The following is a 14,526-nucleotide window of genomic DNA, read 5'->3' as shown; positions in this document are numbered from 1 at the left end:
GGAATCGAACCAGCGACACGAGGATTTTCAGTCCTCTGCTCTACCGACTGAGCTATCTGGGCGCATTTTTCTGACGCCATATTAGTATATCCAATAAAAACCCATAAGTCAACAATTATTTTACTTTTTAATAACAAAATCGGTTATTTCATAAATATTTGCAGATACGAAGAAATTCATTCATTGTTTTCTTATTCTCCCTCATAAAATTTTTACGCTGGGTTTTTGGGCGATACTGTATGGAATTTAATTCCATACAGTATCCTATGATGATGTTTAAAAATCCACCTTAATATTCCTTTTACTCTTTCCCCCAATTTTTTGCTCGTTGATCCCAGTAATCACATGAAATTCCCACTACCTCTGAGGTAAAAGGCTCACCTTTTTTTGTTTTATAGTGCCTTGTGGCACGAAATACATATTTCGCACCAAAAAACATAATTGGTAAGTTACAATACACTATGATAATATTTCCTAAATCTGAAATATACCAAAGATTATCTAACTCCAGCCCAGCCAAAACGGAAGCTGCACCAAAGGGGATAAACACCAATGCCCCTAATATGCGGATAAAATTAATAAAGCTTTTTTTCTGACTAATGCGGTTTGCCGCAATTTCCGAAAAAATGATAAACCCAATAACACATGTATAGGCAAACAGGCCATAGCACAGGCTAATCAATAAGGTTATAAAGCTATCTGCCCCGGTTCCCGGTGTTAGGGAAGTAATAGAAGCCAAATATAAGGGGAGTTTTTGGCCATGAAGTTCCTCCCATACAGTTGGATTGCTCCAAAGCTGAGCCATAACAACAATAAAACCTGACAGAGTGCAAATGATAATAGTATCCAAAAATACGCCCAATGCCTGCACACAACCCTGTTCGCAGGGATGCTCCGCATTGGAAGCTGCGGCAGACATGGTAACGGTACCCTGACCTGCCTCGTTAGACATAAGACCACGCTTTACCCCTTGAACCAATGCCGTACCAAAGAAACCACCAAACACAGCCTCTGGAGTAAATGCACCTTTCAACACGGCGCCAAAGAAAAAGGGAATAGTTCGAAAATTTAACAGAGCAATAATTACAACAGTTAGGCAATAAATAACCGCCATAATCGGCACCACTTTATCCGTAACCTTTGTAATTTTTTTAATCCCCCCAAAGGCAAGCATAGCTGTACCACCAATTAATACAACTGCAATGAAATAGTAAAGGGCTGATGTTCTATCATATGTAGTTCCCGTTACCACCTGCGCAATTGAACCAACGGAAGAAAACACATTAAATGCCTGGGCAGGCAAGCAGAACATAGCGTAAAGGATAAAAATTGAGGATAATGCCACGCCAACCCAAGCACGGTTTCCCATAATTCTTTTCCCATAAAAAGGAAGACCTCCTACGAATTCATCTCCCTTCTTTTCCTTAAATATTTGTGCCAGTGTTGCTTCCATATAGGCCGTAGCCATGCCAAAAAAGGCGCTTACCCACATCCAAAACAGTGCTCCGGGGCCACCAACAGAAATCGCGCCTGTTACGCCAAGGATATTTCCAGGACCAACCCGCATAGCGGAGCTAAGGAAGAAGGCTGCCAACGGCGTTATACCGATTGTCGACGCCCGTTGCTTTGTCAAAATGCGAAGTCCTTCTTTAAAATGGGTAACTTGAATAAATCCTGTTTTTACGGTAAAAAAAATCCCCGATCCGATCAACAGAACCACAGCAAAACTTAGATTGCCCAAAATAGGAATGGCTGCATACCATTGAAAATTTGTTGGAAAATCCCACATAAAATCGGCGATTGGTACAACAAACTGAAATACTCCATTTACTGCATCAAATACTTCTTTCAAAATAAATCCCCTCCCAATTTCTACCTTTAAGTGAACTTCCTCGACTCTCTGCCCCCCTACCCTGAGGGGAGGTCATATCTTTTTTCAAAAAACAAGTGGCTTTTTGGCAACGCCCACGGTCTTAAAACACAACGTCCACAGCCTTACCTCTGCATAATATCAATGATGGTTTTGTCCATTGAGGACATACCCTCTGCAGAAATTCGCCCCAGATTTCTAACTGTATCCTCCGCTGAGGAACCTATAATACCAAAATTGTTTGGAATGACGGTGTGATTCATGGAGAGCATGGCTGAAAGAAAAGCGGTATATACCCCCGCCGAAGCCTTGAGGGAACACCCAATACTACCACCATCACAAATCATACCCGTTAAATTTGCCGCCATATGATTGATCGCATTGGAAACCTCTGTGGCTCCACCGCCCATGAGAAAAACCAGCCCAGCCGCAGCACCGCTTCCCCCACCTAATACACAACCGCAAAGGGGCGACAACCTACCTGTATAATGCTTACTATAAATTGTAACTAAGCTGCTTAGTGCAACAGCCCGAACAATGTCCTCTTCTGTTGCTTTTATGTTTCTGCCATAGGAAACCACAGGTAAGGAGCACAAAATTCCATGGGAACCACTGCCTACGATACTCATAGCAGGATTGGGCATGCCTGATAGCCGCGCATCCATAGCGGAGCAAGTAAGCCGTTGGGCATCGTAAATCATATCATTACCTAAAATACCCTTTTTGCGGAAAGTATCTAAGGTAGAACTGATTGCCAAGCCAACTCCGGCTTCGCCCACTTGAGAAAGCTTGCAGTTCATTTCTAACATTTCTTTTATATCTTCTAATTCCTCAATGGAAACGGAAGATGCATAGTCTACCATATCCTCAATGGTAATGGCATCAAACGAAAAAAGCTCTTTTTTCTCCGTCCCCACCCTCTTTTTTGTTCGAAAAAGGATTTCATCGTTCTCTGCTACGTATGTAATATTATCATGGATGCCTTCAACACGGGCAATACCCACGCCCCTTGTGGTGGTTACCTCTGCTTGAATATAAATGGCGTCCTTATCCTGGGCAATTATAATTTCAACAGGAAGCTCTTTTGCCTTTTCCACGTGTTCCTGGGTTATTCCCTTTAAACACTCCAAGCCCAATTCCCACTTGCCTCCCACTGCACCCAAAGCCGCCGCCATTTTACACCCTAGCTCTTTTGTGCCAGGAATACCGCAAGAGAATGAATTTTTAAACAAACCTCCGTTCATCTGCACCTGGATATGCAGTATTTCTCCCCCCACTGCGCTGTAAGCTCTTGCTGATGCAAGGGCAATGGTGCCCACTTCAGTAACCCCTAACGCAGGGCGAATTTCAGATTTTAGCAACTGCGTAAAATCCACGGTCTATCCACCTCCCTCTTATTTTTTCTATTGTTTTCAGTATAGCGTTTCACCTTAAAAAATTCCACTTTTTTCTATAGTTCTATCTAATAAATCTCCCTTGATGATATGTATACAGCATATTTCCTTATTTTTACTTGTTTTTCATTTTGAACTTCTCTATAATAAAACAGCTATTATATTTTATGCAGTGATTAAACTGCTTACTTTAGGAGGGTATTATGGATCAGCAAAGAGAAAAATTCTCATCCCGACTGGGCTTCATCCTCATTTCTGCAGGCTGCGCGATTGGTCTGGGTAATGTTTGGAAATTCCCTTATATTACGGGGCAATATGGCGGTGCCGCCTTTGTACTCATTTACATTCTGTTTTTACTTATACTCGGCATTCCCATCATGGTAACAGAGCTGTCCGTTGGCCGTGCCAGCCAAAAGAGCGTGGCAATGTCCATGGATGTTTTAGAGCCAAAGGGAACCAAATGGCATTTATTTAAGTATTTTGCAATGGCAGGTAATTACGTTTTAATGATGTTCTATACCACCGTTGCCGGATGGATGCTCTATTATTTTATTAAAATGTCCGCCGGAGACTTTGTGGGGTTAGACAAGGATGGTGTTGCCGGAATTTTCGGCTCCATGCTGCAAAACCCCTCTTTAATGGCCGGGTTCATGATTGTAGTTGTTTTAATTGGTTTTGGTATTTGCAGCCAAGGTCTGCAAAAAGGTGTGGAAAAAATTACGAAAGTAATGATGCTCTTACTACTGCTTTTGATGGTAATTTTAGCATGTCGCTCCATTTTCTTGAAAGGTGGCGAGGAAGGTCTGCGCTTCTATCTAACACCTGATTTCTCCGCTTTAAAAGAGTTTGGGATTGTTGAGGTATTATTTGCTGCATTAGGACAGGCATTCTTTACCCTTAGCATTGGTATGGGTGCCATTGCCATTTTCGGCAGCTATATTGATCGCTCTCGTTCTTTAACAGGCGAAGCCATCTTTATTACCCTCTTGGATACCATGGTAGCCTTAATGGCAGGTTTAATTATTTTCCCCGCCTGCTTTGCTTACGGAATCAACCCCGACGCAGGCCCAAGCTTAATTTTTATTACCCTGCCCAATGTATTTAACGCCATGCCCGGTGGTCGTCTTTGGGGTTCTTTATTCTTTTTGTTCATGTGCTTTGCGGCACTGTCCACAGTTATTGCAGTTTTTCAAAACATTATCTCCTTCGGCACCGACTTAACAAAGGCCAGCAGAAAAAAGGTGGTTACAATCAATCTTTTGGCAATTATTCTTCTTTCCTTGCCTTGTGTTTTGGGCTTTAACATCTTAAGCGGCATTCAGCCATTAGGGGAAGGCTCTTCTATTTTGGATTTCGAGGACTTTATTGTAAGCAATAATATTTTGCCTTTGGGCAGTGTGGTTTACGTTTTATTCTGTTCTATGAAAATGGGCTGGGGTTGGGATAAATTTATGGCTGAAGCAAATAGCGGTAAAGGCTTGAGATTCCCAAAATCCATTCGGTTTTATATTCAGTGGGTTTTACCTCTAATTGTATTATTTGTATTTGTTATGGGTTATAAAGCATTATTCTTTAGTTGAAAATAAAAAGACCTTAATCAATCCTTTGGTTGGGTCTTTTTTGTTTACAATAAATATTAAAAATTCTCTAATTCAAACAATATTTTTAAGAAAATGTAAAGGAATGGAAAAAGTTTTATACCCATGCTATAATGTTACAAAATTTATTGATCAGAACAGGAGGCACTGGTTTGCAAGAAGCTTTGAAACAATTAAGTCTTTTACGTATGTTTTTAGTTAGTATTTTTTCTTGTATTTTTTTAATTTTAATTGGAGTAGGTTTGGGGAAACTATTTGGGTATGATATTCATCTTACTGCAAAAATCTTTGGTACCATAGGTCTTTATTTTGTCCCACTTATCATGCTTCACCGTACGCTTCACAAAAATAATCTAAGCATTAAAACATGGTTTCAACCGGTGCGCATTCGCATTTTTGAAACATTAGCCGGGGTTATTTTTCCAGAAATACTAGGTGTTGGTATTTTGCTTCTTATAAGCATACTCCTTACAGAATTTAGCTCTATACCCACGGATGAAACGCTAAATTCCTCTATACAGGGTACAGCTTATTGGGTACAGAATATTATAATCACCTGTTTGCTCGCACCTATTTGCGAGGAGATATTATTTCGAGGTTTTTTATTTGAAAAATTACAGGGAGCCTATTCCATGAAGAAAGCAATTATTATAACCTCTTTGGTTTTTGGTTTCATGCACGGTTTAAGTGGCATTGCCCCGGCAATTGTTAGTGTTGTCCTCTGTATTATATATAAAAAATATCATAGCTTAATTCCTTGCATAGTAATTCATTCTATCCATAATTTCCTTGTAACTCTATTAAAATATTCTGTTTTAAACACTTCAACTTTGGAGAGCACCACCTCAAATACTGCGCCCCCTTTATCCCCCATGGATATCCTGTTTGTTCTGTTCCTAATCTCCATAGGGTTAATTTGGTTGATTCGTTTTATAAAAACAAACTGGAAATATACCTACTCCAAAATAGAAAATGAAACTTCCTATGAGACTGTTTAAGCATTTATTCACAGGCTATCCTTGAAACCATGGATAGCCTGTGAAATTATAAGGCAAAAAAGTAATACTTTCTTTCTCATTTTATATTTTAGGGTGCATGGCAAATTTTAAATGACAGCAGCTTCCTTTTTTGCATGTCATCCTACTTCTTAATGCAAAGAAATATTTTTTTAAAAGAAATTCCCTAGGGGAATAATACTTTTTTCTTTACAATAACCATGTTATACTCAAAACAAAAAGAGCGGAGGAGATATTCCATGAAATTAGCCTTAATTCAGATGCAAGTGAAAAGCACCCCTGAAGAAAACCTAGCAAAAGCAAAAACCCTTCTGGCGAAAGCCACAAATGAGAAATTTGACATTGCCGTTTTTCCAGAAATGTTTGCCTGCCCCTATGACAACAGCTGTTTCCCTCGTTTCGCTATGGATAAGGACGACCCATTTCTTTTGGAGATAGGCGCATTGGCGAAGGAATATGGAATTTATATTGTAGCCGGCTCTGTTCCCGAAAAATTTAAAGATAACATTTACAACACTTCCTTCGTATTCGATCCAAAGGGACGCAGAGTTGAAAAACACCGTAAAATGCATTTATTCGATATCGATGTGGAAGGCGGCCAGCGATTTATGGAATCCGACGTTCTAACACCAGGTGAAGATTTTACTACCTTTGACACACCTTGGGGAAAATTAGGGCTTATGATTTGCTATGATATTCGCTTCCCCGAGCTTGCACGCCTTTTGGCACTGCAAGGTGCAAAGGGCATCATTGTCCCTGCTGCTTTTAACATGACCACAGGCCCTGCCCACTGGGAGCTCTCCTTCCGTGCAAGGGCGTTAGACAATCAGCTTTATATGGCAGGGGTTGCTCCAGCCAGAGATGTGAATGCATCCTACATTTCTTGGGGACACACCATTTCCACGGATCCTTGGGGACGGGTTCAGGTACAGCTTGAGGAAAAAGAAGAAATCGCGTTTGTTGAATGGGATTTTGAATATTTGGAAAAAGTACGCAGAGAGCTACCGCTTTTGAATCATCGCCGTACTGATTTATATAGCTTATCCGATATTTCTAATAATAAATAAGCAAGGTGTCAAGGTCTTGGGACGCTGTCCCAAACCCTGCAAGGGATACCTCCCTTGACCCGTTTATACAAAAACTTGCTTTTTCCAAAACGATTCTACACTGAACCCCCATAAAATGGGGTTCAGACAAAAGTTTTTGGTCTTGCTTTTTTCAAAAAGCAAGTGGGTGTGGGTGAAACCCACGGTCTAACCTTTTAAAGGAGGAATGAAATATGCAAGAAACAATTTATCTGGCCGGTGGCTGCTTTTGGGGCACTGAACAGTATATGGAATCTATAGAAGGCGTCATTTCCACCCGCGTGGGCTACGCTTTAGGAAAAAAGGAAGGTCGGGAAATCAAGCTTCCCGAAACCGTTACCTATGAGGAAGTTTGCCGTGGCGTGGGACACGCCGAAACCGTAGAAGTGATTTTTGACCCACAAATAATCAGCCTATCACAAGTTTTAAGGGAATACGCTTATACCGTAGATCCAACCTCCATGGGCAGACAGGGCATGGATATTGGCGTTCAATACCGTACGGGTATTTATTATACCAACCAGACACAGGAACCAATCATTGCCGCCTTTTTAAAGGAATTACAACAAGAATTTGAACATCCCATTGTTGTTGAAAACCTACCCTTGCTGCAATTTATTGAGGCAGAGGACTATCACCAAAAATATCTGACCAAAAACCCCGGGGGATACTGTCATATTAATTATGAGAAGATTGCAAAACAAAAACAGCGTATAATTAACGAAAATAATTATCCAAAACCCGAGAAATCAGTTTTAAAGAAAAATCTTACCCCTCTGCAATTTGCTGTAACCCAAGAGAATGAAACGGAACCTCCATTTTTCAATGATTACTGGGAAACTAAAGAGGAAGGAATTTATGTGGATATCACAACAGGAGAGCCCCTGTTTACCTCAAAAGATAAATTTCAATCCTCCTGCGGTTGGCCTGCATTTGCAAAGCCGTTAGACCCCAATACCGTTTTGGAATACGACGACATCACCCACAATATGATTCGTACAGAGGTACGCAGTCGGTCGGGTAATGCCCATCTGGGGCACGTTTTTAATGATGGCCCAAAAGAATTGGGCGGTCTACGTTATTGCATTAACAGCGCCGCCCTGCGTTTTATTCCCAAAAAAGACATGGAACAGGAAGGATATGGCGAATTTTTGCCTTTTCTATAAGAAAATGGTTGTGTTTTTTGCGGCAGGAGGCTAAAATAAAGGACATATGAATTCAGTTATAAGAAAAGGAGCGATCTCTTGTGGATTTGACAACAGTAAAATCAATCTACCGTGATACGGCTGCCTATGCAAGCAAAGAGGTAACCATCGGCGGTTGGATTCGTACCATGCGTGTTTCCAAAAATTTTGGCTTTATTGAGCTGAACGACGGCTCTTTCTTCAAAAACCTCCAAGTTGTTTTTGAAGCAGAAGCCTTATCTAATTATACAGAAATCACAAAGCAAGGCGTTGGTGCCGCTTTGATTGTAAAAGGAATTTTGATGGAGACCCCTGACGCGAAGCAGGCTTTTGAATTAAAAGCAACAGAAATTCAGGTAGAGGGCACTTCTGCTCCTGAATATCCTTTGCAGAAAAAGCGCCACGGCGTTGAATTCCTGCGCCAGATTGCTTATTTGCGCCCCAGAACAAATATGTTCTCCGCAACCTTCCGTGTAAGAAGCTTGATTGCCTATGCCATTCATAATTTCTTTCAGGAAAGAGGCTTTGTTTACGCCCACACCCCCATTATTACAGGCAGTGACTGTGAAGGTGCCGGCGAAATGTTCCGTGTAACCACATTAGACTTAAATAACTTGCCAAAAACCGAGGATGGAAAAATTGATTTTTCCAAGGACTTCTTTGGCAAAGAAACAAACTTAACAGTAAGCGGACAGCTTTCCGCAGAAACCTTTGCCATGGCTTTCCGTAACGTATACACTTTCGGACCTACCTTCCGTGCTGAAAACTCCAATACAGCCCGTCATGCGGCAGAATTTTGGATGATTGAGCCGGAAATGGCTTTTGCTGACCTTGAAGACAATATGGAGTTGGCAGAGGATATGTTAAAATACATCATCCGTTATGTATTGGAAAATGCCCCCGAAGAAATGGAGTTTTTCAACAGCTTTGTGGATAAAACCCTGCTGGAAAGACTGCAAAATATCTTGGATAATGAATTTGGCCGTGTAACCTATACAAAGGCTGTAGAATTATTGATTGAAAGCGGACAAGTTTTTGAATACCCTGTGGAATGGGGCATTGATTTGCAAACAGAGCACGAACGCTATCTGACAGAGCAAATTTTCAAAAAACCTGTTTTCGTTACCAATTATCCCAAGGATATTAAGGCTTTTTACATGCGCATGAACGAGGATAATAAAACCGTTTCAGCGATGGATCTTTTGGTTCCCGGTGTTGGTGAAATCATCGGTGGTAGCCAGAGAGAAGAGCGCCTAGACCTTCTGGAACAGCGTATGGACGAACTGGGCCTGAATAAAGAGGATTACTGGTGGTATCTTGACCTTAGAAAATACGGCGGCACCAGACACGCAGGCTTTGGATTGGGCTTTGAACGTGCAGTCATGTACTTGACAGGTATGGGCAACATTCGTGACGTATTGCCTTATCCAAGAACGGTAAAGAATGCAGAATTCTAATAAAATAAAATGTGCTTGATATTTAGCACATAAAAAAAGACCCTATTGCAAAAGAAAATTGCCATAGGGTCTTTCTGAATTCACTCAAATAAACTTTTTTAAAACATCCGATTCTAGCCTTTTGTGTTACTTTTCTATTCACGAAACGTATCCTTTTGGCCGGCTTTCGTTTTCCAATACCAAAATAGAACAATGAAAAAAGATAGAGATTGAGCAATGGCAATGCGCATGACCTGCATCTGATCTGCTCCCGAAGCAGTGGAAACATGCAGTACATTTACAATGGTATTATTAACAAAATGGTCAGCCATAGGTACCCATAAATTTCCAAAAATCTTTGTCAACATACATAGCTTTGCTCCCATTAATCCTGACATCAAAGTCAAGCTAAGCATTGCCATACAAGCGGGGAAAACAGCCATCTGCCCTTCTAAAAAACTTCGCAAAGGTGCCGCTATATGCCAAATCCCAAACAGAAAAGACGTAAAAATTGTTGCCCATAAAAAGGAGAATTTCTTCTCACTAATTTTCATGAACAATCCCCGAAAAACGCCCTCTTCCATTACCACATTTATGATGTTTCCTACAATACAGAGGATGTAAAAAATGAAAGCGGTTTGATTCCCAACATTACCTTGTATACTATAGCTGGTCACATACCATTCCAGTTTAGGTATATTCCCCGAAATATACTGCATGATAAATTCGGCACCGTACGCAGGAAGAAAAACCACTATTCCAAGAAGTAAGCCATACGCAAGAAACCGCCATGGTTTTTCTTTTGTAAAACCGATCTCCTTCCATGAAATGGATAAGTACCTTAAGGTAAAAAAAAGGATGCTTATTCCCACCAATTTATGCAAGAAGGCCTCTCCAAAGACCCCCCTGTCCGTTTTTAAAACTAAGTATTCCAAACCGCGAAATACAAAACATATAATATAAACGGTAAGAATCAATGGTACTCCCATTTTCGTATTTTCTGTTTTCATGCCATCCTCCTGTTTCATCCTCTTATCTTCTTAAATCACAAGAGATTCCAGTCTATGTTCAATTTTATATTGAAAACGCTCGTTTCATTTGCATTTCTTTTATAGCAGAATGAAGGGAATTTTTTCTCTTCACTTGAATAACGGTGGCAATTATCGTTTTTATAATTGCCACCGTTTCTAAACCTATTTATTTGTAAAAGCATTGTTTATCGTCTTACCATATCCCTTGTAATTTCAGCAATACTGGTGGCACCACACATAGCCATGGTATCCCGCAGTTCTTCGCCAATTTTATTGATATAGGCCTCAACCCCTTCTGCAGCACCGCCAAATACTGCGGAAACAAAGGGTCTTGCGATAATGATACCATCTGCGCCCAGAGCTAGCGCTTTAAAGATATCTCCTCCTGTACGAATACCACCATCTACGAAGATTTTCATGCTGTCGCCGACTGCAGCTACGATTTCTTCCAAAACATCTGCCGTTGCGGCACAGCCATCTAATACTCTACCACCGTGATTTGAAACCACAATGGCATCTGCTCCCGCTTCTTTTGCCTTTAAGGCACCCTTCACACTCATGATTCCTTTAGCAATAAAAGGGGTCTGGGTGAGAGCAATGATTTCTTTTAGCTCCGCCACAGTTTTACTACCGGCAGGAGGTGTGAGATTTTTTAAAAATGGTAGCCCTGCCGCATCAATATCCATGGCAACGGCAAAAGCATCACTTTTTGAAACCAACTGCATTTTCTCTTCAATGGTCTCCTTATTCCAAGGCTTAATTGTGGGGATACCCAAGCCCCCTGCTGCTTTGATTGCTTTGGTGGCACCTTCCATAACCTGTGGATTTACGCCATCACCGGTAAATGCCGCAATGCCATGTTCACTGCAAGCGGAAACCAAAACATCATTATATGTAATATCATTATATTTATCGCTGTAATGCAACTGGATAGCACCTACAGGGCCTGCAAAAAATGGATAAGCAAAGTTCTTGCCAAATAGCGTGATAGAGGTATCTATGGGCTTATTTTCATATATGGTATCCATATTGAGATAAACTTTTTTCCAAGCCTCATAATTACGCACTGCCGCATCTCCAATTCCCTTTGCACCAGGACCGGGCAATTTATTTCCACAAGCCTTACCGTTGCAAACGGGACAGGCAAAGCACTTATCGCCAATACATTCTCTTGCTGCCTTCAACACTTCTTCATATGTCATTATTTTAGACACCCCTTTTTCTTTTTTAGGCCTATCATATCACAAGGATATTAGGAAATCAAATTCATATACCCTTTTGTGAATAAGATTCTACGCCCCAATTTTGAACTTCCCCATGTTTTTACTATCTTAATCTAGCCCCTGAGCTTGCAGTATAAATTTCATACCACTCCCAGCGTTCTAACGTTACGTCCAACGCCTTTATAGCACTATCCAAACGAGAAAGCTTGCTGCTTCCCACAATGGGCATTGCCTTTACAGGATGATACAACAACCATGCATAAGCAATAACCTCAGCCTCCACGCCATGACGCTGTGCGATTTCCGAAAGTTTTTCTCTAACCTTTATATAGGGAGACTCTTGGGAAGTAAATAATTTTCCACCAGCCAAAGGCGACCAAATCATTGGATGAAGATGATTTTGTGTCAATAGATCAATCATTCCCGATTGAATATGTTCAAGACAACAAGGATTCCATTCTATTTGATTGGTACAAAGCTGATTTTCACAAAATTGGTTTAAGGCTTGAAATTTAATGGGGTCGAAATTAGAAACGCCGATCTCCTTCACCAACCCCTCTTTTTTCAATTCCAATAATGCCTTTCCCGTCTCTTGAGGGTCGAAACAAGGGTCTTCCCGATGAATTAAATACAAATCCAAAGAATCACAGGAAAGTCGTTGCAAACTTTCTTTGCAGGAGGCTTTGATTCTTTCATAGGAGGTATCATAATATTTAAAACCGTCATGATTAAAAATTCCTGTTTTACTTACTAGCTGAATTTGTTTGCGCAAAGATGGATTTTTTGAAAAAACCTTACCCAATTGGGTTTCGCACTGGCCAAAACCGTACACCTCTGCGGTATCAAAGGTGGTTACCCCTCGTTCAATACATCCTTGCATAAAAGCCTCCAGCTCTTTTGTACTCCAATCCCATTGAACCAGACGCCAAAAACCTTGTATGATGCGGGAAAAAGAAAGCTCTTCTGTAATTTTTAAATATTCCATATGAATATCCTCCTTTCGTAATGCCACTATGTTTACTGTTCGCCATAATAAGGAATAATCCTTTGGCATAATACACAACTTATATTTATACCCTACTTAACCAATTTTTTTTGCATAATTTACGGTTATTTCCATTAAAAATTTGAATAATTAGTTGAACAACGTATATTATTCATATAAAACATTTGAAATTCAAAAAGAAGCACACAATATCTTTTCGACATCACACTTAAGTTTATAATAATTAATCTAAATTTTGCAAAGATTACTCCTATATTTTTATTCATATTTATCATTCACTCTTGTGTAAATGACTACCGATCGTCTCCGATTCACCAAAATTGTATAATTATGCATTTTCATATTGACTTTCTTTTTGAAAGGTATATAATATAAAAAAATAAATTGTTTGAAAAGAGGAACAGGCTATGAAATATAAAGTTTACATAGACGGCCAAGTAGGTACAACAGGCTTGCAGCTGCGTCAGCGTCTGGAACATCATCCGAATATTGAGCTCATGCTTATCAGCGAAGCGCTGAGAAAGAATGAGGCCGAGAGAAAAAGACTGATGAACAGTGCAGATGTTGTGTTCCTCTGCTTACCCGATGCGGCGGCAAAGGAAGCGGTTCTTCTGGTGGAGAATCCTGATGTATGCATCATCGATGCCAGCACAGCCCATAGAACCAACCCCCTTTGGACTTACGGATTTCCGGAACTTTCTCCTGCTCATAGACAGGCGATTACAAAATCAAAGCGGATTGCAAACCCCGGGTGCCACGCAACAGGCTTTATTGCGGTGGCATATCCCTTGGTAAAGCTGGGTATTCTAAGCCCTGACTACCCTTTCTCCGCTCACAGCATCACAGGCTACAGTGGCGGGGGCAAAGGCATGATTCAGGAATATGAAGCTAGTGACAGACCCGTTGCATACGAAAGTCCAAGACAATATGGGCTAAACCAAACCCATAAGCACTTGCCCGAAATGCAGTATATAACAGGAATTTCCGCTCCACCGGTATTTACGCCTATAGTTTGCGATTTCTACCGAGGTATGGAAACCTGCATCCCTCTGCATACAGACCGCTTTTTGAAAAAAGTCACAAAGGCAGAACTTATTGGTTTGTTAGAAGATTTTTATAAAAATTCAAACTTTATTAAAATCGCCCATGAAGAAAGCGGCTTTCTGGCATCCAACTTATTGGCGGACAGCAACGGACTGACCATTTATATTGAAGGAAACGATGACCGCATAACCATTACCAGCGTATTTGATAACTTGGGTAAAGGTGCATCAGGAGCGGCGGTGCAAAATATGAATATTGTCCTCGGTTTAGACGAAACCGAATCATTGATATAAACAAAGGAGGAAATTTTATGGAGAAAATAACAGGCGGTGTTACCGCACCCAAAGGCTTTCTATCTGGCGGTTTACACTGCGGCGTGCGTGCAAGCCAGCAAAAAAAGGACTTAGCCATGATTTATAGCCAAACCCCTTGTACAGCGGCGGCAGTTTATACACAAAATAAAGTATACGGCGCTCCCATTACCGTAACCAAAAATAACATAGCCAATGGAATGGCTCAGGCCATGATTTGCAACAGCGGAAATGCAAACACCTGTAACGCTGACGGCGTGGAAAAGGCAGAGGCGATGTGCCAGATGACAGCGGAGGCCTTAGGGCTCTCCCCTGAGGATATTATCAT

At 40.8% G+C, this 14,526-nt stretch carries 12 protein-coding genes; 7 read left to right on the top strand and 5 right to left on the bottom strand.

Features of this window, described 5'->3' with window-relative positions:
* Positions 1 to 301: 301 nt before the first annotated feature.
* Both RTK36_RS06580 and RTK36_RS06575 read right to left on the bottom strand, forming a co-directional pair.
* Entirely contained in the window at positions 302 to 1,852 is a 1,551-nt protein-coding gene (locus RTK36_RS06580; protein ID WP_312045440.1) for an alanine/glycine:cation symporter family protein, read from the bottom strand.
* Between the two features lie 143 nt (positions 1,853 to 1,995).
* Positions 1,996 to 3,246 carry an L-cysteine desulfidase family protein gene (locus RTK36_RS06575; RefSeq protein WP_312045438.1) on the bottom strand — a complete coding sequence of 417 codons (1,251 nt, stop codon included), beginning with the start codon at positions 3,244 to 3,246 and terminating at the stop codon, positions 1,996 to 1,998.
* Between the two features lie 221 nt (positions 3,247 to 3,467).
* Here RTK36_RS06575 and RTK36_RS06570 point away from each other — a divergent pair, with 221 nt between their 5' ends.
* The 5 genes from RTK36_RS06570 to asnS all read left to right on the top strand — a co-directional run bounded on the left by RTK36_RS06570 (position 3,468) and on the right by asnS (position 9,604).
* The gene (locus RTK36_RS06570) at positions 3,468 to 4,844 is read left to right on the top strand and encodes a sodium-dependent transporter (protein ID WP_312045436.1); all 1,377 of its coding nucleotides are present in this window, start codon (positions 3,468 to 3,470) and stop codon (positions 4,842 to 4,844) included.
* Between the two features lie 170 nt (positions 4,845 to 5,014).
* Entirely contained in the window at positions 5,015 to 5,860 is an 846-nt protein-coding gene (locus RTK36_RS06565) for a type II CAAX endopeptidase family protein (RefSeq protein ID WP_312045434.1), read from the top strand.
* Positions 5,861 to 6,117: 257 nt separating this feature from the next.
* Positions 6,118 to 6,945: a carbon-nitrogen hydrolase family protein gene (locus RTK36_RS06560; RefSeq protein WP_312045432.1), complete on the top strand. Its 828-nt coding sequence runs from the start codon at positions 6,118 to 6,120 to the stop codon at positions 6,943 to 6,945.
* Between the two features lie 212 nt (positions 6,946 to 7,157).
* A complete protein-coding gene (gene msrB, locus RTK36_RS06555) occupies positions 7,158 to 8,129 on the top strand; it encodes a peptide-methionine (R)-S-oxide reductase MsrB (protein ID WP_312045430.1) in 972 nt (323 codons plus the stop codon).
* A gap of 80 nt (positions 8,130 to 8,209) precedes the next feature.
* On the top strand, positions 8,210 to 9,604 hold the full coding sequence (gene asnS, locus RTK36_RS06550) for an asparagine--tRNA ligase (protein WP_312045428.1): 1,395 nt from the start codon (positions 8,210 to 8,212) through the stop codon (positions 9,602 to 9,604).
* A 134-nt stretch (positions 9,605 to 9,738) separates the two neighbouring features.
* On the opposite strand, the gene RTK36_RS06545 is transcribed toward asnS, so the two are convergent.
* From RTK36_RS06545 to RTK36_RS06535, 3 genes are all read right to left on the bottom strand, one after another.
* Positions 9,739 to 10,593 carry a CPBP family intramembrane glutamic endopeptidase gene (locus tag RTK36_RS06545; protein WP_312045426.1) on the bottom strand — a complete coding sequence of 285 codons (855 nt, stop codon included), beginning with the start codon at positions 10,591 to 10,593 and terminating at the stop codon, positions 9,739 to 9,741.
* Between the two features lie 206 nt (positions 10,594 to 10,799).
* Positions 10,800 to 11,816 carry an alpha-hydroxy-acid oxidizing protein gene (locus RTK36_RS06540; RefSeq protein WP_312045424.1) on the bottom strand — a complete coding sequence of 339 codons (1,017 nt, stop codon included), beginning with the start codon at positions 11,814 to 11,816 and terminating at the stop codon, positions 10,800 to 10,802.
* A gap of 124 nt (positions 11,817 to 11,940) precedes the next feature.
* Positions 11,941 to 12,822 carry an aldo/keto reductase gene (locus RTK36_RS06535; protein ID WP_312045421.1) on the bottom strand — a complete coding sequence of 294 codons (882 nt, stop codon included), beginning with the start codon at positions 12,820 to 12,822 and terminating at the stop codon, positions 11,941 to 11,943.
* A gap of 428 nt (positions 12,823 to 13,250) precedes the next feature.
* Here RTK36_RS06535 and argC point away from each other — a divergent pair, with 428 nt between their 5' ends.
* Positions 13,251 to 14,180, top strand: a complete 930-nt coding sequence (gene argC / locus RTK36_RS06530) for an N-acetyl-gamma-glutamyl-phosphate reductase (RefSeq protein ID WP_312045419.1) — start codon at positions 13,251 to 13,253, stop codon at positions 14,178 to 14,180.
* 17 nt (positions 14,181 to 14,197) lie between these two features.
* The coding region (locus tag RTK36_RS06525; protein WP_312045417.1) for a bifunctional ornithine acetyltransferase/N-acetylglutamate synthase at positions 14,198 to 14,526 on the top strand (329 nt) is incomplete at its 3' end.

This window comes from Anaerotignum sp. (assembly GCF_031981185.1).
In the GTDB taxonomy this organism is placed as follows: domain Bacteria; phylum Bacillota; class Clostridia; order Lachnospirales; family Anaerotignaceae; genus Chakrabartyella.
The sequence above is the reverse complement of the archived record's forward strand: the minus strand, read 5'-3'. Positions and strand labels throughout refer to the sequence as shown.